Raw genomic sequence first — 23,140 nt, forward strand, 5'->3', positions numbered from 1 at the left:
CGGCTCCCTTCCCTCACTCCTTGCCGCCGCGCCGGCTGCGCAGACGCTGCATATGCTGACTCCACGCGGCCGAGCGGTCGCGGATGAAGTTCGTCAGTTCGGCGCTCGAATCCGGCAGCGGGTCCGGCTCCACGTCGTAATGACCTTTCTCGTTGCGCACCGGCAGCGCGGCGACGCGCGCCGCCTGCAAGCGGTCGAGCCGCGACGGCGTCGACGCGTTCTGGTGATGCGGGCTCGCAGCCGGCACGGCGACGTTCGCGAGCGGATCGTCGTCGCGCGGCTTGTCGAGCGTGAGCGCGTTACCGAGCGACGGCGCGGCCGCGTCGCGTTTGGTCAGCGTTTTGGTGCCCCAGCGCTCGTGAATGGTCTTCAGCACCGACGTGTGGTCGATCGTTTGTCCCTTCGGCGCGCGGAACACGGTGCCGGCTTCGATCAGCGGCGACACGAGTACGGCGGGCACACGCAGGCCGAAACGCGTGAAGTCGAAACCGTATTCGCCGACCGTGCCGTCGCCCGGCGGCGTTGCATCGGACGGCGGCACGACGTGATCGTAATTGCCGCCGTGCTCGTCGTAAGTGATGACGAGCAGTGTCGAGCGCCACGCCTTGCCGTTGCGCAACGCGTAATAGGTGTCGTGGATCAGTTGCTCGCCGGCCGCGACGTCGTAGTTCGGATGCTGGCTATTGCCGGTCGCGTCCCAACTGGGTTCGAGAAACGTAAACGCGGGCAGCTTGCCGTTCGCGGCGAGTTCCTGAAAATCGCGAAAGTGTCCGAAGTGGGACTCGGCGGCGTGCTGCACGTCGGGAAAATCATGACGCGTGAGCGGATCGCGGTTATAGCCGAAGATCGCCCAGTCCACTTTCGCGTCTCCGAGGTCGGTGATCCGGCCGAAGATGCTCGGGCACGTGAAGATCTTGACCTGGTTGTCGAGATGGCCCTGCGACGTGCCCGCGAGCGCGAACGCGCGATTGGGCATCGTCATCGTCGGCACCGACGCGAACCATGCGTCGCACACCGCATATCCGCGCGCGAGTCCTGACAGCACCGGCAGCAACTCGGGCGTGTACATACCCATGATCTGCGACGGCGTCGTGCCGGGCAGCGAGTCCTTGTAGTGCTTGGCGAGATCCGAGGCGATCGCCGATTTGAAGTTCAGCACGAAACCGCGGTTGTCCGGCACGGCGCCGGAAGCGGGATCGTCGGTCGAGAACAGCTGGTAGTTCGTGTTGTAGAAACCTTCGCCGGGATCGGCGCCCGGCATCAGGTACGGATGCGGATCGCTCGCCTGAATGCGATAGACCTGGACCTCGCGGCCCGTATCGTCGGGATTCGATTCTTTGCCGGTGAGGCCGTCGAACGGGTGATCGAGCGGCGAACGGTTTCCGGTGTCGCTGTAGAGGAAGCCGAGCATCTGATCGAACGAACGGTTTTCCAGCATCAGATACACGATGTGGTCGATTTTTCCGAGCTTGTTTGCCATGGCTGCCTCCTTTGCAATGTCTGCAAAGTACGGCGCTTGCGTGATCGTTGTGTGACCGGAAGCCTCGACTCAAGTCGACTTCGAACCGGCACTATGCTGGTTGGCTTGCATGCTGTCTGTGATGTTTCGCAACCTCACAAAAAATACGATATGAATCGGCGTTATTGATGGCAGCAGCGGGATCCACTTTGGCTAACGTGAAACAGGTGATGGGCCCGTAACCTTGTGCTCTTCCTTCGCCCTTTTTGGGGGGCTGGTGACCGAGCTTCAGATAAACTTCATCCTTCAGATATTCATCGCGGGTACCCGCAAATAAATGGGTCGCCTCATGCAGCAGCGCGCCTCCTCGCGATATCTGCATAGCCTCGGTGCTATTTTCGGTCGGATCGATGGCGGCGATTTGCTGTTCAAGCGCAAGCTTCGTACTGGCGGGATCGAAGAAGTCCACACACAACCTGATCCCATTGGGATCTGTTTCGCTCTTTGCGTCGCCCCAGCCCTTCTTCGTTACCACGGCGCCAATTGCCCCTGACGACGAACACCCCTTCTCCCTCAGTTCGGATGCGGCCTTGACGTTTTTGCCGGCATAACGAAGAGCCACATACGTCGACTGAAGACCCGCCAGCGTACGCTGAAGTTTTTTCTTCACCTGCTCGGTGACATTGGGCGTATCTCCGAACCACATTCTCAACATACCGAAATAGGTATCGGCCATCGCGCCGCGAATGGGATTGGGAGCAGCGCCATGAGCGGCATGATTGGCCGCGACCAGGCCATACGTGCAGAGTTCGATTGCTTCGGCGCGCGACGCGAGCGCGTACAGCCTTTCTTCTTCAGTGGCATAGGCCCAAAAACTGCCGGCCAGATAAACGCCGCCTGCGCCACTTGGGATAGCGCTGCCTGCCTGCGCCTTCTGGTCGTCGATATATTGTTCGAGTATCCGGTTGTCCCAGCTTTCCGGGTCGAGACGCGATCCTACTGGACGCCGCGTACCGATCGTCTTCGCTATCAGAATCGCCACACGTCTTGATTCAATCGTCCCATCCAGATCGATCGGACGTACCCGATAAAACGGCAGCGCGAAATTGAGCGCGTTATTAATCGCCGTGACCTGAGTTCTGTTCTTTTTGCTCAGGGCACTCGCGATATGTTCGAGCAGCTCCGGCCCATTGCGCTCGCGCGAGATTTTCACCATCGCCTTTTCGATGTACGTGTATTGCATGACAACACCTTTGATAGCAGATAATTTCCCGGCACCGATCCGGTGAGATGGCACATTCTGGGCGCGGTGGTCGGAGTCAGCGTGATTGTATTTACGCGTGCCGCGAAGGTCTGTAGTACAAATGCGCTACATGGCCCACGCATTGCGGCCCCTGCAATGGCCCCGCGATGAAAGCCCCCCGGAAGGCAAGGCCGCTACAGAATGTGCAGCCAGCCGATCAGCGTGATGACCGAGAACAAGGTGGTCATCGAGATGACGCCGCTCACGACCGCTTTTTCCACATCGTATTGCACCGCGAGCACGTAAGCGCTCTTCGCGGTCGGCACGGCCGCGCACACGACAGCGGCGACGGTCGCCATATGATCGAGCCGCACGGCGACACACACGACATACACGACGAGCGGCACGATCGCGAGCTTGAGCGCGGTCAGCAGCGCGTAGAGCGTCATGTGCTCGCGTAGATCGCTCAGCGTCAGTTCAAGTCCGATCGAAAACAGCGCGCAAGGCGTCAATGCCTCGCCCAGCATCGTCAGAAACGACGCGGCCGGGGCCGGCAACGTCACGCCGACGACCGACCAGGCCACGCCGCAGATAGTCGCGAGAATGACGGGGTTGGTCGCGATCTGCCGAAACAACGCTGTGCCTCGCAGGTTGCGCGACGCGTCGGGTCGATCCATTTCGAACAGCACGACCAGTAGAGGAAAGATAATCGCGCCGACGAAAATCGTTGCGATAGCCGCGGCGAGCACGCCGGGCTTGCCGAACAGCGTCTTCAGGATCGGCAGCGCGACGAACCCGGTGTTGGTCATCGAAACAGCGGCGGCAAGCATCGCGCTTTTGCGCAGGCTGGCTCCGCGCACGATGCGCTCGAACATCGCCACCGCCGCGAAGCAGATCATCGAACCGCCGCCGAATGCGGCGACGAAGCGCCAATCGAGAAGCGAGTGCAGCGTCTCGTCCGCGATCGTCACGAACACCAGCGCCGGCATCGCTACGTGATACGCGAAGCTCATCAGCGGCCCGGCCAGGTTGCGCGGCATGTACCCGGAAGCGCCGGCAAGCCATCCAACCAGGATGATCGCGAAGATCGGAAGTACGGTGCCGGCGAGATCCATGCTGGTCTCCTGACAGTCGGATGCCTGGGGGGCGGACGCGCTGCTTATGAATGGACGGAATTATCGCTGAAAGCCCGCGTGGCATTGAAGGAGTTGCCGGGTTTGGGCTAAGGGGCGGACGCAAGTTGCGTTCAGGCGCGAGCGAATGGCTGTTATTGCCTGGCGGCGACACGCTGATCGCTGGCCAGGCGACCTTAGTGTCGGTGTGTTAGTGCGTCTTCACGAATGCCATGAGCGGACTGGTTGCGATCAGATGATGTTGGCGGTAGTCGAGCCGTTGCAGCCATTGAAGCGTCGAGAAAGCCAATCGCTGTTTATCTACTTGGCGGACTTCCGCCGAGGAGTGGCCGGCTTTCGGGTTTGTTTGCCTTTGCGTGACACGGAGCGCTGAACGTCAGCCTTTGGCAAGCGCTGAGGATTGGCAAGAAGCTCGACCAGCCGTGTCTCGCATTCGGAAAACGAGTACCCATGCCGCTGCGACACCATGAACGTGAGGGTTCGCATGTGCCATGCGCGCCGTTGCAGTTCGACGAGTGTTCCATTCGCGAGATCTTCCGCGACCATATGATGCGGCATATGCCCCCAGCACAAGCCTCCCCTGAGCAGATCGTGCTTCGCGCCGAGGTCATTCACGCGCCACTGGCGTTCACTGGCGACCCCCTGCTGGGTCTTTTCCGCATCCGGCTGATTGTCCGTTACGACGAGCTGGATGTGCCGGCCAAATTCCTCCCGCGGGATCGGTCCCGCGATTGCAGCCAGCGGATGCGATGACGCACAGACGGTCACCATTCGCGCTTCACATAAATGCTGCCTTTCTATGGCACCTGGATTCAGCTCGGGCACGTCCATGATCGTCACCGCCAATGCACACGTGCCGTCGAGAACCAGACGCTCGCCGCCCTGCATGGTCGTCATGCGCAGATTGATTGCAACCGTTGGAAAGTCCGACTGCAGCGTACGCAGGCATTCAATCAGGTGCGCGCGCGGAAAATAGGTATCCACGGCAATCGACACTTGCGGCACCCCGGCTTCGGCAATCGAAACCGCGCGCATCTTCATTTCCTCGGTGCGTGAGATCACGCCGCGCGCATCGGGCAGCAGGCTACGGCCCGCGGCCGTCAGCGTCGCTTTGCGCGTGTTGCGCTCGAACAGCAACACATCGAACGCACTCTCGAGCGCGTTGACCGCGTGACTGATCGCCGACTGTGCGCGCCTCAGCTCCCGTGCAGCCCCGGAAAAGCTCCCCTGATCACACACGGCGACAAAAGCCCGAAGCTGATTGATGGTGACGTTGTCCAGCATGGCTATCTAAAAAGTAGATGGTATTGATAGATATTCAGTCAATTGGCTTCATGAATCAAGTGCTCCAGAATCGGGCTTGTCGCTATTGTTTCGAAGGATGCATGACATGAACAGACTGAATGGAAAGACCGCCGTGATCACCGGCGGCGCGACCGGTATCGGCCGCGCGGCGGCGAAGCGCTTCATCGAGGAAGGTGCCTTCGTCTTTATCTTCGGCCGCAGGCAGGAAGCGCTCGACGCTGCCGTGGCCAACCTTGGGCCCAATGCTCGCGCGGTGAAGGGCTCGGTCTCCGATCCGGCCGACCTCGACCGGCTCTACGCGGCGGTGAAGTCCGAGCGCGGAACCGTCGACATCGTCTTCGCGAATGCCGGCGCCGGAAGCCAGCTTCCGCTCGGCAAGATTACCGCCGAGCACATTGACGAAATCTTCGACACCAATGTGAAGGGTTCGATCTTCACGGTTCAGAAGGCGCTGCCGCTGATGCGCGACGGTGGTTCGATCATCCTGACCGGATCGAGCGCGGGCACCACGGGCGCCCCGGCATTCAGCGTCTATAGCGCGAGCAAGGCGGCAGTGCGCAATCTGGCGCGGACCTGGGCTGAGGACCTGAAGGGCACCGGCATCCGCGTCAACGTTCTGTCGCCCGGGCCGACCGCGACCGAACTCGCGGTGGAAGCGCTCGGCGAAGAAGGCATGAAAGTCTTCGCCTCGCTCAATCCGCTGAAGCGCATGGCCGATCCGGCGGAGATCGGAGCGGTGGCTGCCTTTCTCGCGTCGCAGGACAGCAGCTTCATGACCGCCAGCGAGGTCGCCGTCGACGGCGGCCTGGCGCAAATCTGACACGCTACGCCCTGCTGGTCGCTCCATCGATATCTGGATCCCGCAGGGCGTGGTCAACCAAAGGAAAATTTATGAGCTACGCAATCATCGGCTTCGGCAAAATCGGCCAGGCGCTTGCCAGGGCGTTTGCCCGCAACGGCATAGAGGTAGCCGTCGCAACCACGCGCGAGCCGGCAAGCTTTGCATCCGATGCAGCCGCGATCGGCCCCACGATCATTCCCACAACCCTGATGGAAGCCGTCACGGCGGACATCATCTTTCTGGCTGTCCGTTTCGAGTCGCACCCGGAGGTCGCGAAGGCGCTGCCCAACTGGAAGGGAAAGATCATCGTCGACGCGATGAACACGTTAGCGCCGCTCGAAGAACTGGACGGCCTTCCCTCCTCCGCCGTCGTTGCGAAGGCGTTCGCCGGAGCCAGGCTGGTGAAAGGCTTTAACCATCTGGTCGCTGCCGTCCTTGACCAGAACCCCGCCATACATGGTGGCAGGAGAGTCGTGTTCCTGGCGAGCGACGATGACGGCGCCGCAACGGAGATTGGCGCGCTTGCGGAAAATCTCGGCTTCGCGCCGGTCAAACTCGGTGGGCTTATGGAAGGTGGACTGCTTGTGCACGCGCGCGGGAATAGTTGGGGTCAACTGATTTTCAAGGACCTGGTCAAGTTCGACGGATGAAACGTAAGCGCGAATTCGATGCGAATCAGCGCCCGTTCAATCCCGTTGATTCGCTCAGTCGCACGGTTTCCAGTTGACGGCGTCGTCCCAGATCACGTTGTTCACTGCGAGGACGGTGTCACCACCGATCCGATCGACATTCTGGAATTCGGCAGAAGTTGTCGGTGCCTGGATACCCGCGATACGGATTTGAATCCGCGTGCCCGACGTACCCTCCGTGAAACCCGTCACGAAGTACGTTGTAGCCTGTTCGTTTCCGTAGACGGTGTGACCGAGCGAGGTACCCAGCGCTCGCCTCCATGTTCCCGGAACAGACTTGCAGATTTTCGTTCCGACCACCCGAGCCTGGGTAGCGGCAGCTTGCTGGGCGTCGTGCTGGTTTTTTTCGGTCGCCAGCCTTCGCGCATCGAACTGATCGATCTCCGCCATATAGGCTTTTTCGTTGCCGGAGTGCGCCGCGATGTGATGGAGCAACGTAAGTGCATTTCCCTGCTGGAGTTCCATGTGCTGACGCGTAGCGTTACTGATGTCGTCGGCAGAGAAACGGAAGCCGGCCGCAATGAGTGCATCGACCACGGCCAACTTGCCTTGAAGGTATTGCTGTTCCGTCATGCCTTCCTGGAGCATCGTACGATCGACGAGATTGGTTAGCACCTCGTTGCTCGACATCCTCCAGTCGACGCCGTGGCGATGCATGATCGAAATCATCGCTGGCTGCGAGGCATACGGCAAATCAAGGATATCCCGTAACCGGATTACGTTGGGATCTCCGCCTGCCTGGATGGCGGCTTCGACCGCTGCGCTATCGCCACGACGCAACGCCTGCACAATCCGCTGATCTGCTTCTGTCGCCGGAGACTCGTCATTGCCAACCGACGAGTTGTCCTTTCGCACGGTATGGTTCGAATCTGATGTAGCCGTATTGCTCTCATGGCCCGCCGGGGACCGGGCAGAACTATCGTTGAATGAAATGACAGCGGGAATGCCGTCTCGAAGCTGATTCCCGAATCCTTGCGTGTCAATCAAATATCCCGCTTGATTCGAGACGCTGATATTCCTCGCCTGGTTGTAGACCGTATAAGTAAAACCGGGTTTGGTATCAAATTTAATATAGTAGAATTTTTCGCATAAAGCGCCGCCACCGCAGACGCCTACAACGTGATTGCCAGCCGCGACGACATACTCTTTTGCGAATGGGGTTTTATGTCCGTCTACATTACCGGTTCGATCCGCCAGAATGATTTTTGAATTGCCTTCGAGATCGTTGCCGGAGGATTGTTGAACTTCAGCTGCGGCACATCCAGTAATGCTGGCAACTATTATGGTTGTTGCGAATAATAGCCTCTTCATGCTAATCCCCGAAAAAACGATAAAAATTATTTAGTGTGCAAAAAGCTGACGTCTGCGGAAAAATTGTACCTTCAAGCCGATGCAAGTAGACAACAACGCCGCGAACGAACCACCCCGCCGCGCTATACTCGCCACTATGGATACGAAACCAATCTCGTTGAAGCTGCACGGTTGGTGGCACGCCTGAATCCGGCGGCCCGTTTTCCCACGCATATCGCAAACGTGATGCCGCCAGTCCTGGCGGCATTTTCGTTTCTACACGCCGACGACTGGTGGCATCGAAACCATGAGGCTCCAGGCTATGACCCAGGCAAACCGTCACACGATTCTCACCGGCGACCGGACTACCGGTCCGCTCCATCTCGGCCACTATATCGGCTCGTTGCGCGCCAGAGTTCAACTACAGCACGAAGCAAACCAGTTCCTGCTTCTTGCCGACATGCAGGCGTTGACCGACAACGTCGGGCGGCATCAGAAAGTCACCACGAATGTCATTGAAGTCGCGCTTGATTATCTGGCCGTCGGTATCGATCCGGCGAAGTCTACGATCCTGATTCAATCGCAGGTGCCTGAGCTCGCGGAGCTATCGCGGTATCTGCTCAATCTGGTCACGGTCGCGCGGCTCGAGCGCAACCCCACGATCAAGGAGGAAATCCGGTTGCGAGGGTTCGAGCGCGATATCCCCGCGGGCTTCCTGACGTATCCGGTCAGTCAGGCCGCGGATATCACGGCATTCAAGGCAACGCGCGTGCCGGTGGGCGATGACCAGCTACCGATGATCGAGCAGACCAACGAGCTGGTGCGCCGCTTCAATAACACCGTCGACCGATCCGTGCTGCTCGAATGCGAGGCTGTGCTGTCGCACGTCACTCGATTGCCCGGCATCGACGGCAAAGCGAAAATGAGCAAATCGCTCGGGAACGCCATTACGTTGGGCGCGACGCCGGACGAAATTACGAAAGCCGTCAACAACATGTATACCGACCCGACGCACTTGCGAGTCAGCGATCCGGGGCAAGTGGAGGGGAACGTCGTTTTTGCGTTCCTCGATGCCTTCGAGCCGGACGTACAGAAAGTGGACGAACTCAAAGCTCACTATCGTCGCGGCGGGCTCGGCGACAGTGTGGTCAAGCGAGTTCTTAACGAGCGACTCCAGGCCGTTATCGAGCCGATTCGCACGCGTCGTCACGAGTTGGAGAAAGACCCGGCCGAGGTGATCGCGGTGTTACGCAGCGGGACGATGCGTGCGCGGGAAGTGGCCGGAAAGACGCTTTCGGAGGTTAAGGGGGCTTTGGGTTTGAGCTACTTCTAGAGCACCGGCCGCAAGGGGGCTGAATCAGCAACGCGAGCAGCGAATGCATAGGACGCCCCCTAGTTTTCATGCACCTGGCACGTGAATTCTCGCTTTGACATGCTTCAGATTGGCCACGATCGTGAACGTCATGACAATCAGCAGCGACCACGAACTCCACTTGCCCGCACCGACGGTAGCCCACGCGCCGATCTGGTTGGGATACTGCCAGATCGCGAAGAAAGTACCGAAATTTTCAGCGATCCACAGAAAGAAGCCGATCAACACGAAGGCCAGTAGCAAAGGCATCTTTCTGCGACGATCCAGCGGGCGGAAATAAACCGTTGTGCGGGCATACAGTCCGACCAGCACGCATGTCAGATACCAGCGGTAGTCGCCGATGTAGCGATGCGTAAAGAAATTGGCATAGATCATCACCGCTATCGCACCCGCCATCCAGTGCGGTGGATGATGCCGTACGCGAAGCTCCAGGATACGCCATGCCTGAATCACATAGCTGCCGACCGCGGCGTACATGAAACCCGAGAAAAGCGGCACACCCCAAACCTTGGTATACGCGAAGTCGGGATAGCTCCATGCCTGGATTCCTTTCGATGTTTTGAAAACCTCGAGCGCGAATCCGATCACGTGGAACAAACTGATGGCCTTGACTTCGTCGACAGATTCGAGCCCCGTCCAGATCATGACTACCTGAGCCGCCAAAGCAATCACCAGTAGCAGATCGTAGCGTGGGATACCTGCCAGGCCGGCACGCGGCACTGCAAATATCGCCAAAAAAACCACCGCGGCAAACAGACAACAGCGAGCCTCCTTGATGCCGAAAGCGAGGCATTCAAAAAGTACGCGCCTTAGGCCTGTCAGAGGGCGGCCGCGCTGTGAGGCTGGCAGGTAAAAATTCATCCGATGCTGGCGCTGCTGCGCTTTCGTCGTAACCATCGATAGTCGAGTTAGAAAAGGATGTTTAGAACGCAACGGTCGGCGCCGCTCCATGTTGCAACCTGACAAACGCAAAAGTACCTCGATCACCAGAGCGCATTAGCATTAGTTACCTGCCTGAATCCGATCACCTTGCGAACCGCCCGATTGTCGGTGATCTAAGCGCTTCCGTCGACTGTGGCCGAGCCGGAACCGTCACCGGCGGCTGAGCAACCTGACATTCCACTTCGGACAAGTAACGGGCATTTACCTCGGTTTATCTACCATCGAGAAAACAGCTAGCACAGCACATTGACGCTTCAAGCATGGCGCCAAAAAGAAAAAATCAACGCCCAACGAACAGGTCGCGGAAAATTCTTGTATGACGATAGCGTCGGTACTAGACTGCGTCGCTGAGAATCTGCAGAGCACTGTCAGCGCAGCACCGATCGCGTCAATCAACAGAAAGCCAATAGAAAGAGTAGCTAACCGTAGGCGCGCAACAGCGTCCCGGGTATCTGCCGTTGTCTCCATGACCGGCGTTCCCATCCCTTGAGCGGGTATCGATAAAATGTCGAAACGTTTTATTCGTGCGGTCATTGCGGTGTTATCTCTGGGTCTCGCGGCATGTCACGGCGGAGACACGCTCAACAGCACGCCGGTACAGAATTACCTCGTAGCAGGCAACATCACGGGACTGAGCGCGGGCGGCGCGCCGATCACGCTGGTCAATAACGGGCAAGACAAGCTCACGCTCGACGCGAACGGCGGCTTCCATTTCCCCACCCCACTCGCCAATGGCGCGACGTACTCCATTACGATCGCCACTCAGCCCCCGGGCGAGACCTGTACGGTCGTCAACGGCACCGGCACGGTAAGCGCGGGTAACGTCACGTCGATCTCGGTGAGTTGCAGCGCGATCCCCGCGCAGTACACGGTCGGCGGCAACGTTGCGGGTCTGAATAGCGGTGCATCGGTAACGCTCAAGAACAATGGCTCCGATATCGTTACCGTGTCGGCCAACGGCTCCTTCGTTTTTCCTGCCTCACTCGTCAATGCGGCGGCATACGATGTCACAGTCGCCACGCAGCCTAACGGCGAAACCTGCACGGCAAGTCACGCGCTCGGCACGGTCGATAACGCGAACGTCGCGAACGTCAGCGTGGTGTGTACCGCCAATGCACCGACGGTCTACACGGTCGGTGGAATGTTATCCGGTCTGGGCACCGGCGCATCGGTGACGCTGCTCGACAACGGTTCCGATACGAAGACCGTGTCGGCCAACGGCGCATTTACGTTTCCCACCGCACTGGCCGGCGGCGCCTCCTGGAACGTGACAGTAGGAACGCAGCCCGTCGGCGAGACGTGTACCGTCAACAATGCGAGCGGTACGCAGATCGGCGCGAACGTGACGGCCGTGAGCGTGGCATGCAGCGCGAACCCGACGTATTCGATCGGCGGCACCGTGTCGGGGTTGCGCGCGGGTGCGTCGGTCGCGCTTCAAAACAACGGTGCGGACACGCAGGCCGTAGCAACCAACGGCAGCTTCGTTTTTGCCACGCAGTTATTGGGCGGCGCGTCGTACAACGTGACGGTCTCCACTCAGCCCGTGGGCGAAACCTGCACGGTGACGAATGGCAGCAATGTCGTGGGTGCGGCCAACGTCACGTCGGTGAACGTAACCTGTGTGCCGGCCCAGTTCGCCTACGCGGTCGAATCGGCCAATGCGATCTACGGATACGCCGTCGATGCAACGACAGGGGCGCTTACGCCCCTCGCAGCGAGCCCGTTTCCGGCGTCGGGCGATCCCAGCAACATCGCGATCACACCGACGGGAGCGTTCGCGTACGTCACATTGTCGGGCAATAACACGGTGGCCGGATTCGCAATCGATGCCGGTACCGGCGCATTGACCCCGGTGGCCGGCGGCCCGGTTCCCGCGGGGGCCGATCCGCACGCGATCGCGATCACGCCATCCGGGAAATTCGTCTACGTGACCAATCTGAACAGCAACACCGTGTCGGGCTATTCGATCAATGCCAGCACTGGGGTGCTCACCCCGATTGGGGGAGCGACGGTCCCGACGGGCAATTCGCCCTACTCGATCGTGGTCGATCCCAGCGGCAGATTTGTGTACGTCGGAAACTACAACGACGCGGACGTCAGCGGTTACACGATCGACGCGACGACGGGTGCACTCACCCCGATGGCCGCGCCGTTTCCGGGTGGGCCCAATCCCTTTTCGATTGCGGTCAATCCCGCGGGAACCCTCGTCTATACGGCGAATGCCGGCGGCGGTATCTCCGGCTGGTCGATCGACCAGACGACGGGTGCTCTCACGTCGACAGGTCTGACCGCCGCGGGTATATCGTCGGATGCCATCCAGATCAATCCTGCTGGAACAGTCGTGTACGCTAGCGACGAGTTCGCGAGCGGCGTGAATGCCTACACCATCGGCTCGGGCGGTGTACTCACAGCCATTGCTGGAAGTCCGTTTCCGTCGGCGCCCGGTGCCGACGGCATTGCGATTTCCACGTCGGGGAAATTCATCTATGTCTCGTCGTCCGGTGGGGGCGTGTACGCCTCCAGTATCAATACGACTACCGGCGTGATGACGGTCATTCCGGGTAGCCCCTTTGCGGCGGCGGGTAATACGCAATCTGTTGCGATTACGCCCTGAGGGGAAAATTGCTACAGCCCCCGTCAATCTTGCGCTTCATTCTTCGAGGAGCTGTTGCGTCGCTGTAGCCTGCATGTACAGCGATCTGCTCAGCAGTAGCAGTCCTTCGACTTGTGGCGCGCAGCACTCGCGCCGTGCCAGGACGTTCGACTCGCATCGCCCGCGAATGCGGACGATTCAAGGTCATACATTCGCTTCATGACAGATACGGCTACTTGATGTGAGTATTTTTCAGGCCGCCGTGCCCATCAAATTCATATTCGACCGATTTCGTGCACTGGTCGCAATTTCCGCCGCCCCAAAAGTCGATGTGAATACCTGTCGGTCCGTCGCACGCAACCTTTGCGACGACCCATAACTTGTGTTGGATAAGCGCATTGTCTTCAGGCGACAATGATCGGACCGATGGCAATATTTCGGACGGCAGGCCCTTACGGGTAAGCCACACCTGTTCCTTCGCCGCGGGGACATCGCCGAGGCAACTTTGGTATTTTTCAGGATTCGCGGCACCTTCGACGTGAATAGTGCCGATCGGACATTGAAATGACTTTGTATACGCGATCGTTTGAATTGTTTCCCCTTTGCTGGGACAAACATCCGCAATTGCCACCATCGAATACAACAAAAGTCCGGCCGATATCAAGCGTCGCATGGTTCGTGATATATGCGCAGTAGAATCGAAGAGCTGCAGGTTACCGGGCATGGAGCGAACGGCAGCAGACCGCCCTTACAAAAACGGCTTGTACTGCGGCAGCGCTTTCACGCAATTCGCGATCTGGCGTTTTTCGATGAAAATCCTGTGGTTGTCCATGTAAGAGCCCAGCGCATATGGGTCAGTGTAAAACTCAATGCCCTCAGGCGTCACCAGATAGTCCTGCGGGATGTCATCGCGCAGGACTATATCGTGTTCCCCATGACTCGTGGAGTTGGCGAGGTTGCGGCCGGGAAATACGGTATAGGCATTTTCCGGCTGTGCCGCTTGATCCGCCACAAGCCCGACGACCATCTGGTCGAACAGCTGATTTTCGCAGGCAAGGCTGGGCTCATAGAAGGAATCCAGATAGACCTGCTCGTACTGCCCATCACGAAGTTCGTAGTGAGATATGGAATACAAATCCCCGATGCCGTGGGCAGCGCCCAGTCGATACTCATTCGACAATTTGGTAAGAAACAGGAAATCTGCAGACGCCCACTCGGCAGCCAACGTAGAGCTATCCTGGACGTCGCAATATGACTCGGCCGCGCTGTCATTAAGTTTGTCCAATAATGTGTGCAGCGCCGCTCTCTTCGGACCATGCATGGAGTCGTCCATGATCGGATACGTTCTCACGTTAATACTCCGTCTGGAATCCCACAATTGAATGGAGTCGTCGGTTAAAAAGCTATACACGCTTGTCCTATAAGAGAACGCCCGCGTCATATGAAAGTGCATTTCCTTGTGCAGCGTGTCGCTGGACCAGACACCTTCGATTTCCGCCCAGTCTTTCGAATGCGTCGCTGTGAACGTCTCCGATGTCGATTTGCCTGAGTCCGATTCTTTGTCGTCGGTGATATGAGGCCACTGCACTATGCCCATTGTGCGAATCAAAAGACCAGCTTCTCCTGACACCGAGACTTCGAGATGGAGTTTGGCGCGCCGACGGTGCCGCGGATACCAGTACTCGCTTTGAAGTCCTTCAGCCGGCATCTCGTTTTCAACCGCCGCCGGCGGTGGCTGAAACAGATTCATCTGAAACGGCGTACCGTCCTCAAACGATCCTTCATAGAAACCACCAGATATCCATTCAGCCTGCTTTTCGTCGAGGCGTTTGCACTCAGTCGTAGGATTGTCCGCACGGGCCGTCGTCGCGCCCAGAAGCATCGCGACGGTCACAAGGACGTAGGCAACAGTTTTTCTCATGTTTTATGCACCTGTTCTGCGATACAGCGGGTTCCCGCTTGCCAAAGGCCGAACATCGAGCGCAAGCGCCCCGTTCATATGAACGTGACAATGGCAACCCATTTAGCGTCCGCCTCATCCGGCATGATCATGCCAACGAGTCTTTTGTCATCGACCGTCTGTCCCATTGAGCGCAGCAAGCGAGCCGCGGCGGACGCGGGCACAAACTTGTCACTTGCCGGAAAAGCAAGCGTCGCTTCATTGAAGATCGAGATCTGGCCCGGGCCAGACAGTGCGGCCTGATTAAACTCCTCGGAAGCAGCAATCAAGCGGACACTCGTCTGTACTACGTGAGCCAGGCATTATTCATAACGCGTATCGACCAGCTATCCCGAACTTTCAATCCAATTGAAGCGTTCCGTAGACTGATCGCTCATGGCGTCGCAGGGTTCAGCACCGCCGTGTGATCGCCGGACGCATTGCGGAATACAACATGGATGGGTGCAGGGGCGAGGCACGTCGCGTCCAGATGATCGTAGAACGCCGGCACATCGCCGTCGTCGATCGACACGATCTGATCCCCTGGTTGTATCCCGGCTGCCTCAGCAGCGGAACCTTCGATCACTGAACTGACCACACCGTGTCCCTTGTAAAGCCAAGGCGTAAAACCCGCCGCGCCAGGGTTCTGAGCCGACGAAACCATGCGACACGGAAACGACATTTTGTCGCGACGACTGAGCCACATCTTGCCGGCCAGTTCATCGATAGTCATGTCGAATGCTCCCAATACGCGCAGGCCGACCACCCCGTCGACGGGCACTTCGTGCACCAATACGCGATCGCGCGGCGATGGTCGAATCGGCACCGGCAGAATGTCGAGGCGACGCGAAAGACTGACACGCGCTGTCCGCCGCTGACCGCCGATCTCAAGCTCGCTCGCGGTTCCAACCTGCGACCTGACGATGCCGTCCGGGGTCCACCCCCTGACCGTCAACTGGTGAGGCGATTTGTCGAGCAGGTTCCTGCCGAGTGACGAAGCTTCCTGGAAACTCACCGAAGCAGCGGAGAAGGTCACACGAAATCTGCCGGGCTGTCCGTCGAGCGACAAATTAACCGCTGGCAGACGATCGAGGTCCGCTCCGTTCGCGCTTTGATCCAGATTCAATTCGATTGAATCAGGCGGCGGGACGGTGGCGGCCGTCCGCGGGGATAGCACCAGGCGACTATGCGACAGATCGAGCCGCACGATGCGGTTGCGGAATACTTCGACTCCGAGCGCGCCTCCGTAGTTTGGAACAGGAACGTAAGCCGACAGATCATGATCGGGGAAAACGTGCGCACCATTGAGTGACGTCTCTTTGTCGCCCAGCCGCAGAGTCGCGTCCGTCAGTTGCAGGTCCTCCTCGATGTGGTTGCTACTGCCGTCAATAAACACCCCCTTGTCTCGGGTCGCGAGGCCCGCGTCCATGACTACAGCAGGCGTCAGGAGAGTGTGTTGGACCATACCTATGCTGAACCGGTAGGGTCCGCGTCCATTGACGTAGCCGACAACGAACAAGCCGAGCGATGGACGGACTTCGAGTGGCACGAATGTCTCATTCTGTTCGTCACCACCGATCTGAAAGTCCTGAGCGCGGATTGGCCCAGCCATGCACATCATTGCTATCAGAAGAATTGCACTGCGCCGCACCAGCCACCCCCAATAAACATTTTTATTGCGCCGCCAATGCATCCTATTGAAACGGCTGCGTTTGTATTACGCGCTTTCATCTTGTTGAATTTGATCCCGCGATTCCGCGCGTGGCGCGGTACTTTAGGCTTACGGCGTCTTTTCCGCATCCTTCGCCAGATGCAGGCTCAGACGTAGCGGCTGCCGCATGTCGGGCGGCGGCTGGGTCATTAAATGGCCCGTGAGAATCCGATGCAGGTTCGCATCCGCAGTTGCATCCCCCAGCGAATCAAATTCGACCTGCTTGACGCGGTCGTCCGCGCCGATCCAGGCACTCACTCTGATGACTAGCGGCGGCGGACCGCCGCTCGTATTCGGAGTCCGGTCTTGCAGATACTGGCGAAACGCATTGGAGTAGTCGTCATCCGCCTGCAGCCAGGTCTCAAACTGATACCCGACGAGCTGCGCATACGCCATCCATCGCTCGGGCACATCCGGTGATTGCGCTCGAGCAGGCGTGGCGAATACAAGCACCAGTCCTATCACTCCAATAGTCAACTCGATCCAGTTTCCTCTGCGTGCCATCCCCGTTCCCCGCGACTCCGCGTCTCACCAGCCTACGGATTGTTTGTTCGAGTTCTTACGAGTTGAATCTGAAATGCGCTTGCAATATTCGCTTCGATGAAACTCTTAGGCTCCGTTTAATTGCCGCATGAAGCCTTACGCTTTGTTAGCAATTCCGCTTTCCGGGCAAAAATCGCAAGCAGAGAAAATATCTCATTCAGCGGGAAAGCTCCGTGAACATTTGGCGACGGATGTTACGGACGATCCTGGCGGAGTAAGGTAAGGCTCCGGCTTACCGCGGTTGCGCAGCAGCATCAATGCCAACTTCCGCAGCCGCCCCGTTCCGGTCGTCCGACCACGTCAGCATCGCTGTGTGCTTTAGTGAATTCCGCCGCCATTCGAATCTGAAAAACCACCAGGCATGAAGGCTTGAGGAAGTCGACATGCTGATATGATCGCCGCACCTAATTTGCCTGGTCCGTGTCTATGCGATTTTCCGTATTGATCGTCACAGCAGCAATACTACTTTCGGCATGTTCTGCCATGGCGCGTGACTCTCATTCCAGAGCAGAAATCGCCCCCCAGACGCCTAGCTCGGCGAGTAGCCCGGATCAAGCTGTGCCCTCTCCGGAGGCTGCGGGCGGCAATCGCACAGTGATGGTTGACCGCTTCGTGCAGCGACTGGCCGCTGTCGCGGACGCTGGTGCAATGTTCGACGTCAGCGCCACGATGCACATGCTCGACATTGGTTATCGTGCGGAGACATCCAATGCGATACCGTCGCCGGCGGATTGCCGTACATATTCAGATCCGAAACAGGAAACGAAAACGACGGTTACTGCGGATAAGCAAAGCTGGTACTGGCACACCAGTTTCGGCGACAGCAAGTGGCTCACCGCGCAGGCACTCGCAATTAGTCCACCGTCGATTCTATATACCATTGACCACACGATTCGATGCACAGACCAGTACCTGATACAAGACGGTACGGAAGCTCATCTGCAATTTACTTCATTGCCGGCCTACGCGTGCATCACCAAATCGGATCTCTATCACGCGTTGCCCGCTGCGCATCCTGCGGGTGGCAGCATGGGTATTCCCGTGATGACTTCATTCGTCGGCTATTCGGGCCAAACCAACGATGACATTGGGACCAGGCTCACGTTCACGTTTTACTCAAATTCGCCGTGCGCCGTACAAGCAGAGATTCAACAATCGCAAGAAGATGGATTTCGATTTCAGCGAGCGCTTTGGGAGCATCAGGTATGCATTGCCGAAGAACAGCATGATTACTGCGTCGCACACGGTGGCCCCTCAATCAGCCCGGCAGATCTGGAAGGCATCTCCACATACGTAGATGCACATTGCCCGACAATCAATGCGATGTATCTCAAGGAACCACGTTCTGGCGGAATCCCGCCGAGGCTGTCGTTGCAGCTATCCCGGGCAAATCCATGTGGGTTTTAGATACCGATCAAGGAGGCCGCAGTATCGCCACAGGAAGTAACGAGCCATTCCTGCGGCTAAGCATCATGGGCGAATGAATGTCTATTGAGAACAAGCAGCGGCTATCTAAACGTCGCCTTGCTTACGTTCAGTAATGGCCATTCCTTGGGGCGGATTCAACCGGTCGATGCAACGATTTGGTTAAATCGCTCAGCCGGCGTATCGAAGTCTAGTGTTTTTCGGGGACGTTCGTTGAGCCGCCTGGCGACGGCATCCAGTCCGGCCTGTGAGTAAGCAGACAGATCAGTACCCTTGGGGAAGTATTGCCTCAGAAGCCCATTCGTATTTTCGTTCGAACCGCGTTGCCAGGGATGATGTGGGTCGCAGAAATAGACCTCAATGTCGGTTGCAACGCTAAAGCGGTGGTGCTCCGCCATTTCCGATCCCCTGTCCCACGTCAGCGATCTATAGAGTTCTCTCGGGAGTTTGCTGGCGTGTCGTATCAGCGCGTCGACCACAGCCGCAGAATCCTTGCTGGGCACTTTTACCAGCATCACGAATCGACTTTGACGTTCGACGAGAGTTGCAATCTGGCTCGTCGCGTTGCCATACAGCAAGTCACCTTCCCAGTGCCCAGGTATTGCGCGATCCTCCGCCGTCGCGGGGCGTTCACTGATCGACACGGCGTCGCGAATGTTCGTGCGACCCTCAGTTTTCAGTGTGTGATGACGGGATCGGCGCATGGTTCGAAAGCGTCGCAAGTGCTCAAGCAGTTCTTTTTTCAGGGCACCACGAGCTTGAATATAGAGGCTCCGGTAGATTGTCTCGTGCGACACCAGATAGTCCTTGTTGACCGCATAAGCATGCCTGAGCCAACCGGCAATCTGCTCAGGGGACCACTGCAACTTCAGCTTTGCAGCGACAACTCGCGCCAGCGTCTGGTTTCGCATAAGTTTGCAAACCTTCGGCCGTCGTGCCCGCTGCCACGCGATCGCATCCGCCTGGCTTGCCCGATAGCCCTGGCTGCCCCCGTTGCGCTGCAACTCACGACTTATAGTGGAAGGGGCGCGTCCCAGCCTGGCTGCTATTGACCGGATCGACAATCCGGACACCAGTGAACGGGAAATCTCCTCGCGCTCCGCGAGCGTCAATGCCTGTGGCGCACGGTGCCTTTGCGGCGGCTGGATGCCACCGTTCTCCGATAGTATTCGCTGAATCGAAGAATGGCCCCGATCAAACAGTTTGGCAATCTGATGAATCGTATCGCCCTTGCGCCATCGGTCCCACATCAGCGCTTTCTGGGTCTCGGAGTAATAAATTCTCGGTCGCTGTTTCATTTGCAACTCCTCCGCTGCTCACGCAGATTCTAGGTGTTGCATCGACCGGTTGAATCCGTCACCCGCAATGGCCAGTCACGCTGCGCGCTCTCACTGACAGAAAACTGACCGGGCACGTAATCGTGCGCAAGAAAACGGTCGTAATACCCTCGGAAAGAACGCTCCCGCCCACAACAACCCATCGAATTAAGGCGGAACGATCGGTACAACGACAACGCAGACAAAGCCACCAGAAGCAAATTCAAAGAGGCCCCTCGTTAACGGGGCCTCGATCTACGAAATCGCCGTGCACCGTTAGTACGTCACCGAAGTCCCACTGCCAGTAAAACTATGCTGGGTAGGAGAGTCATTTGCATAGTCGGAAACGGCCTGGATGATGTTCTCGATTTGCTGCGGCAGTCTGCCGCCGCTGACGGCGGTCATTGCCGCACGATCCATTTCGACGGTCACGGCGAGGTCTTTGATTACCAGCGTGTTCATTTCGATTCTCCAAGGGCAAATTAGTCAGCGAGGAATGTCAGAGCCTGTATTGGGGGTGTCGCCACTCCTCGGTCAGGATCAAGGCAAAGTGCGTGCCAAACGGTAGCGCCGCGATAAGCGATCACGCAACCGTTTGAAAATATTGGATTTTTAATGACAACCGGCGCGAATTGGTAGACCGACGTGCGCGCCGCAGCCGGTGGGTCGGACCCAACTCTTCGTCTGGCTCTGTGGGTTCGATCGCGACACATACGGTCCACAGACCGACATAAAAGGCCGTGCTACCGCACGCCCCGCTACGTCGTAAATTTCTCGACCGCTTCTGCCTGAAAGTGCTTCGGTGAACGTCCGACGACGCGTCTGAACGCATTGCTGAACGCGCTCTCGGACGCGTAGCCAAGCGAGCGTGCAAGCACGTTGATGCGTGTCCGGTTCTCCAGAAGAGCGCGCTGCGCAAGATGCATTCGCCATTTCGTCAGATACGAAAGAGGCGGCATTCCGGCAACGGTCTTGAAGTACGCGGCGAACGTCGCACGTGACATCGCCGCTGCCTGCGCAAGCTCTCCAAGTTGCCAGGCACGGCCGGGATCGTCATGCATCAGTTGGAGTGCAGGTGCAAGCCGCCTGTCGCTCAATGCGCGAAGCCATCCAGCCGGCGGCAATCCGGCCGCCTCGAAATGCGCCCGCAGTATCTGGATGAACATCAAATGCGCGAGTTGGTTCGATGCGATATGCGCCCCCGGCAAGCTACCCTGCCGCTCCCGAACGAGCTGATCGAGCAGCCATCGAAGTACTTGCGCCTGGCTTGAGGTCCCGCGCACATGAATCAGAGGCGGTAGCGCGTCGAGCAAAAGCTGGCTGGACGCGATGCTCAACTCGACCTTGCCGCCGATCATGAAAAACTCGTCGCCTTCGCCGTGATGGACGATGTTGCCGACGCGCCCTTCGAGCACATCGGCGAGATCGACGCTCTGCGCATTCAGGTCGGTCCCAAGAACATGTGAGCGCGGCTCGCTGAGCAGAAACACGTCCCCGCTTTCGATGCGAATGGGCTGCTGGTCTCCTTCGAACAGGATCCAGCAGCTTCCCCGTGCCAGGCCCCAAAACTTGACTGTATTCGCACGCGGAAATTTGATTGCCCATGCTCCGCCGGCAACCAGCCCACCCGAAATGACGGACCGCGCGCCCATGAAGCTCAGAAAGTCGGAGAAAGGATCGATCATGATGGCTGGATTCTCGCGCATGAAACTGCGACTTTCAAGTATTCAAAATCTGAACACCCGGTTTTAAGCTGCGTCGACTGCCTGGACTTGCCAGGTAGACCCCGTAGCCGAACAGATCGGAAAGGATGCCAATATGACGAAGCAGACATGGTTTATTACTGGAGTGAACAGCGGCTTCGGCCGTCTGATGACCGAGCAGCTCCTTGCCCGAGGAGATCGCGTTGCCGGTACCGTGCGAGATCTCAATTCGATGACCGATCTCAAGGAGCGCTACGGTGCTGCTCTTTGGCTCGCCAAGCTCGATCTGACAGACACCCAGGCAATCCGCGGCGTCGTCGACCGGGCATTCGGTGAACTGGGGCGTATCGATGTGGTCGTGAGCAACGCGGGTTACGGGCTATTCGGTGCGGCCGAAGAAATGACCGACGATCAGATCACGCATCAGATCGACACGAACCTGATCGGCTCCATTCAAACCGTGCGCGCGGCGCTTTCGCATCTGCGGACTCAGGGCGGCGGGCGCATCATCCAGTTGTCATCGATGGGCGGGCAAGCGACGTTCCCCGGCGGCTCGCTGTACCACGCCGGCAAATGGGGCATCGAAGGGTTCATCGATGCGGTTGCGCTGGAGGTGGCCGGCTTCGATATCGGTTGCACGTTGGTCGAGCCGGGCGCGGCGCGAACGGACTTCCGCTATCGAAGCGCACAACTGTCGCGCAAACTCGATGCCTACGATGCGTCGCCGGCGCGTGCCGCGCATCGGATCGTCGAGGAAAGAACCAGCGTACCGATCGGTGATGCCGCGAAGATGGCCGCCATCATGATTGCCAGCGCCGACCAGCATCCCGCGCCCAAACGCATAGCGCTAGGCAGTGATGCCTACACCGTGATGCACAAGCAATTGAGCGACCGTCTCGCTGCTCTGGAGGCACAGAAAGCGCTCGCGTTCTCCACGGACTTTGGGCCAGGCATGTAAGCCTTGCTGCAAGGCGACTGGTGGACCGTCGCTCGCTTTGGAATGCAAGAAAAGGAGCCGACGGCAGTCGGCGCAACAACGCAGCGGCATCGAAGCCGTCACAAGAGAAAAAAATGCCGACCCAATCTTTGAATTCGAGCGCGCGCCCTCGGCTCGACCGGCAGCGTTAATATGAAACCACTCCAGCGAGCGGCACACCTGATGTTTCCGACATCGTGCGCCGCCGGCTGGAATCTTCTCCAATCGTTTTCAATGGGCGGAACATCATGTCACACAAGCTCCACAAGATCGGCGTTGCCAGTCAGATCGGCGTGTACAGCGACGCAACCGAAGTCGGCCCGAATCAACGCTGGCTGTACACCGCGGGCACGCCGGGACTCGCGCCGAATGGCGAAATTGCGGACGATATCGTCGGCCAATCGAAACAGGCGTGGCTGAACATCATGGCCATCCTCGAAAAGGCCGACATGGACATCACGGATATCGTCAAGGTCACGACCTCGCTGACCAGCGATGCATACATCCGCGACTATGCAAAGGTGCGAGCCGAATTCCTGAAGGGCTACGAGCCCGCCTTCATGCTGCAGATCATTCCTGGTCTGGTACGTCCGGAAATCCTCGTGGAAATCGAAATCATCGCCGCTAAAGCGGTCTGATTTCGAAGACGTCGCGGCGGAA

General features: G+C 58.3%; 21 protein-coding genes. 7 read left to right on the forward strand and 14 right to left on the reverse strand.

Annotated elements, in window-relative coordinates; translation table 11 throughout:
• Nucleotides 1–13: 13 nt before the first annotated feature.
• The 4 genes from L0U82_RS29390 to L0U82_RS29405 all read right to left on the reverse strand — a co-directional run bounded on the left by L0U82_RS29390 (nt 14) and on the right by L0U82_RS29405 (nt 5,119).
• A complete protein-coding gene (locus L0U82_RS29390; protein WP_233836592.1) occupies nt 14–1,480 on the reverse strand; it encodes an alkaline phosphatase family protein in 1,467 nt (488 codons plus the stop codon).
• A 91-nt stretch (nt 1,481–1,571) separates the two neighbouring features.
• Nucleotides 1,572–2,702 carry a M35 family metallopeptidase gene (locus tag L0U82_RS29395; RefSeq protein WP_233836594.1) on the reverse strand — a complete coding sequence of 377 codons (1,131 nt, stop codon included), beginning with the start codon at nt 2,700–2,702 and terminating at the stop codon, nt 1,572–1,574.
• Between the two features lie 194 nt (nt 2,703–2,896).
• Nucleotides 2,897–3,817, reverse strand: a complete 921-nt coding sequence (locus L0U82_RS29400; RefSeq protein WP_233836596.1) for an AEC family transporter — start codon at nt 3,815–3,817, stop codon at nt 2,897–2,899.
• 318 nt (nt 3,818–4,135) lie between these two features.
• The gene (locus tag L0U82_RS29405) at nt 4,136–5,119 is read right to left on the reverse strand and encodes a LysR family transcriptional regulator (RefSeq protein ID WP_233836598.1); all 984 of its coding nucleotides are present in this window, start codon (nt 5,117–5,119) and stop codon (nt 4,136–4,138) included.
• A 106-nt stretch (nt 5,120–5,225) separates the two neighbouring features.
• On the opposite strand from L0U82_RS29405, the gene L0U82_RS29410 reads away from it, so the two are divergent.
• Complete coding sequence (locus L0U82_RS29410; protein ID WP_233836599.1) at nt 5,226–5,960, forward strand: SDR family NAD(P)-dependent oxidoreductase; 735 nt, start codon at nt 5,226–5,228, stop codon at nt 5,958–5,960.
• Between the two features lie 71 nt (nt 5,961–6,031).
• Nucleotides 6,032–6,631 carry an NADPH-dependent F420 reductase gene (locus tag L0U82_RS29415; RefSeq protein WP_233836600.1) on the forward strand — a complete coding sequence of 200 codons (600 nt, stop codon included), beginning with the start codon at nt 6,032–6,034 and terminating at the stop codon, nt 6,629–6,631.
• 54 nt (nt 6,632–6,685) lie between these two features.
• On the opposite strand, the gene L0U82_RS29420 is transcribed toward L0U82_RS29415, so the two are convergent.
• Nucleotides 6,686–7,981: a hypothetical protein gene (locus L0U82_RS29420; protein ID WP_233836601.1), complete on the reverse strand. Its 1,296-nt coding sequence runs from the start codon at nt 7,979–7,981 to the stop codon at nt 6,686–6,688.
• A gap of 301 nt (nt 7,982–8,282) precedes the next feature.
• Here L0U82_RS29420 and trpS point away from each other — a divergent pair, with 301 nt between their 5' ends.
• The gene (gene trpS / locus L0U82_RS29425; protein ID WP_233836602.1) at nt 8,283–9,293 is read left to right on the forward strand and encodes a tryptophan--tRNA ligase; all 1,011 of its coding nucleotides are present in this window, start codon (nt 8,283–8,285) and stop codon (nt 9,291–9,293) included.
• Between the two features lie 66 nt (nt 9,294–9,359).
• Here the strand turns inward: trpS and L0U82_RS29430 are convergent, their stop codons facing one another.
• Entirely contained in the window at nt 9,360–10,193 is an 834-nt protein-coding gene (locus tag L0U82_RS29430) for a DUF817 domain-containing protein (RefSeq protein WP_442793705.1), read from the reverse strand.
• A 586-nt stretch (nt 10,194–10,779) separates the two neighbouring features.
• Here L0U82_RS29430 and L0U82_RS29435 point away from each other — a divergent pair.
• Complete coding sequence (locus tag L0U82_RS29435; RefSeq protein WP_233836604.1) at nt 10,780–12,888, forward strand: beta-propeller fold lactonase family protein; 2,109 nt, start codon at nt 10,780–10,782, stop codon at nt 12,886–12,888.
• A 211-nt stretch (nt 12,889–13,099) separates the two neighbouring features.
• Here the strand turns inward: L0U82_RS29435 and L0U82_RS29440 are convergent, their stop codons facing one another.
• The 5 genes from L0U82_RS29440 to L0U82_RS29460 all read right to left on the reverse strand — a co-directional run bounded on the left by L0U82_RS29440 (nt 13,100) and on the right by L0U82_RS29460 (nt 16,913).
• Nucleotides 13,100–13,591, reverse strand: coding sequence for a hypothetical protein (locus L0U82_RS29440; protein WP_233836605.1), 492 nt, complete (start codon nt 13,589–13,591; stop codon nt 13,100–13,102).
• Between the two features lie 24 nt (nt 13,592–13,615).
• Complete coding sequence (locus L0U82_RS29445) at nt 13,616–14,788, reverse strand: hypothetical protein (RefSeq protein WP_233836607.1); 1,173 nt, start codon at nt 14,786–14,788, stop codon at nt 13,616–13,618.
• A gap of 74 nt (nt 14,789–14,862) precedes the next feature.
• Entirely contained in the window at nt 14,863–15,096 is a 234-nt protein-coding gene (locus L0U82_RS29450; protein WP_233836609.1) for a DUF2167 domain-containing protein, read from the reverse strand.
• A gap of 104 nt (nt 15,097–15,200) precedes the next feature.
• Complete coding sequence (locus L0U82_RS39930; protein ID WP_233836611.1) at nt 15,201–16,355, reverse strand: PDZ domain-containing protein; 1,155 nt, start codon at nt 16,353–16,355, stop codon at nt 15,201–15,203.
• A 231-nt stretch (nt 16,356–16,586) separates the two neighbouring features.
• Nucleotides 16,587–16,913: a hypothetical protein gene (locus tag L0U82_RS29460; protein WP_233836613.1), complete on the reverse strand. Its 327-nt coding sequence runs from the start codon at nt 16,911–16,913 to the stop codon at nt 16,587–16,589.
• 705 nt (nt 16,914–17,618) lie between these two features.
• Between L0U82_RS29460 and L0U82_RS29465 the strand changes: the two genes are divergently transcribed.
• Nucleotides 17,619–18,467, forward strand: a complete 849-nt coding sequence (locus L0U82_RS29465) for a hypothetical protein (RefSeq protein ID WP_233836615.1) — start codon at nt 17,619–17,621, stop codon at nt 18,465–18,467.
• Nucleotides 18,468–18,622: 155 nt separating this feature from the next.
• Here L0U82_RS29465 and L0U82_RS29470 read toward each other — a convergent pair whose 3' ends face one another.
• From L0U82_RS29470 to L0U82_RS29480, 3 genes are all read right to left on the reverse strand, one after another.
• Nucleotides 18,623–19,783, reverse strand: coding sequence for an IS30 family transposase (locus tag L0U82_RS29470; RefSeq protein ID WP_233828879.1), 1,161 nt, complete (start codon nt 19,781–19,783; stop codon nt 18,623–18,625).
• A 294-nt stretch (nt 19,784–20,077) separates the two neighbouring features.
• The gene (locus tag L0U82_RS29475; RefSeq protein WP_233836617.1) at nt 20,078–20,263 is read right to left on the reverse strand and encodes a hypothetical protein; all 186 of its coding nucleotides are present in this window, start codon (nt 20,261–20,263) and stop codon (nt 20,078–20,080) included.
• 296 nt (nt 20,264–20,559) lie between these two features.
• Entirely contained in the window at nt 20,560–21,486 is a 927-nt protein-coding gene (locus L0U82_RS29480; protein WP_233836618.1) for an AraC family transcriptional regulator, read from the reverse strand.
• 133 nt (nt 21,487–21,619) lie between these two features.
• Here L0U82_RS29480 and L0U82_RS29485 point away from each other — a divergent pair, with 133 nt between their 5' ends.
• Nucleotides 21,620–22,462: an SDR family oxidoreductase gene (locus L0U82_RS29485; RefSeq protein ID WP_233836619.1), complete on the forward strand. Its 843-nt coding sequence runs from the start codon at nt 21,620–21,622 to the stop codon at nt 22,460–22,462.
• A 266-nt stretch (nt 22,463–22,728) separates the two neighbouring features.
• Nucleotides 22,729–23,118 (forward strand): RidA family protein, encoded by a 390-nt coding sequence (locus tag L0U82_RS29490; RefSeq protein WP_233836620.1) that lies wholly within the window; start codon nt 22,729–22,731, stop codon nt 23,116–23,118.
• Nucleotides 23,119–23,140 lie beyond the last annotated feature (22 nt).

The sequence above is a fragment of the Paraburkholderia sp. ZP32-5 genome (genome assembly GCF_021390495.1).
Taxonomy (GTDB): domain Bacteria; phylum Pseudomonadota; class Gammaproteobacteria; order Burkholderiales; family Burkholderiaceae; genus Paraburkholderia.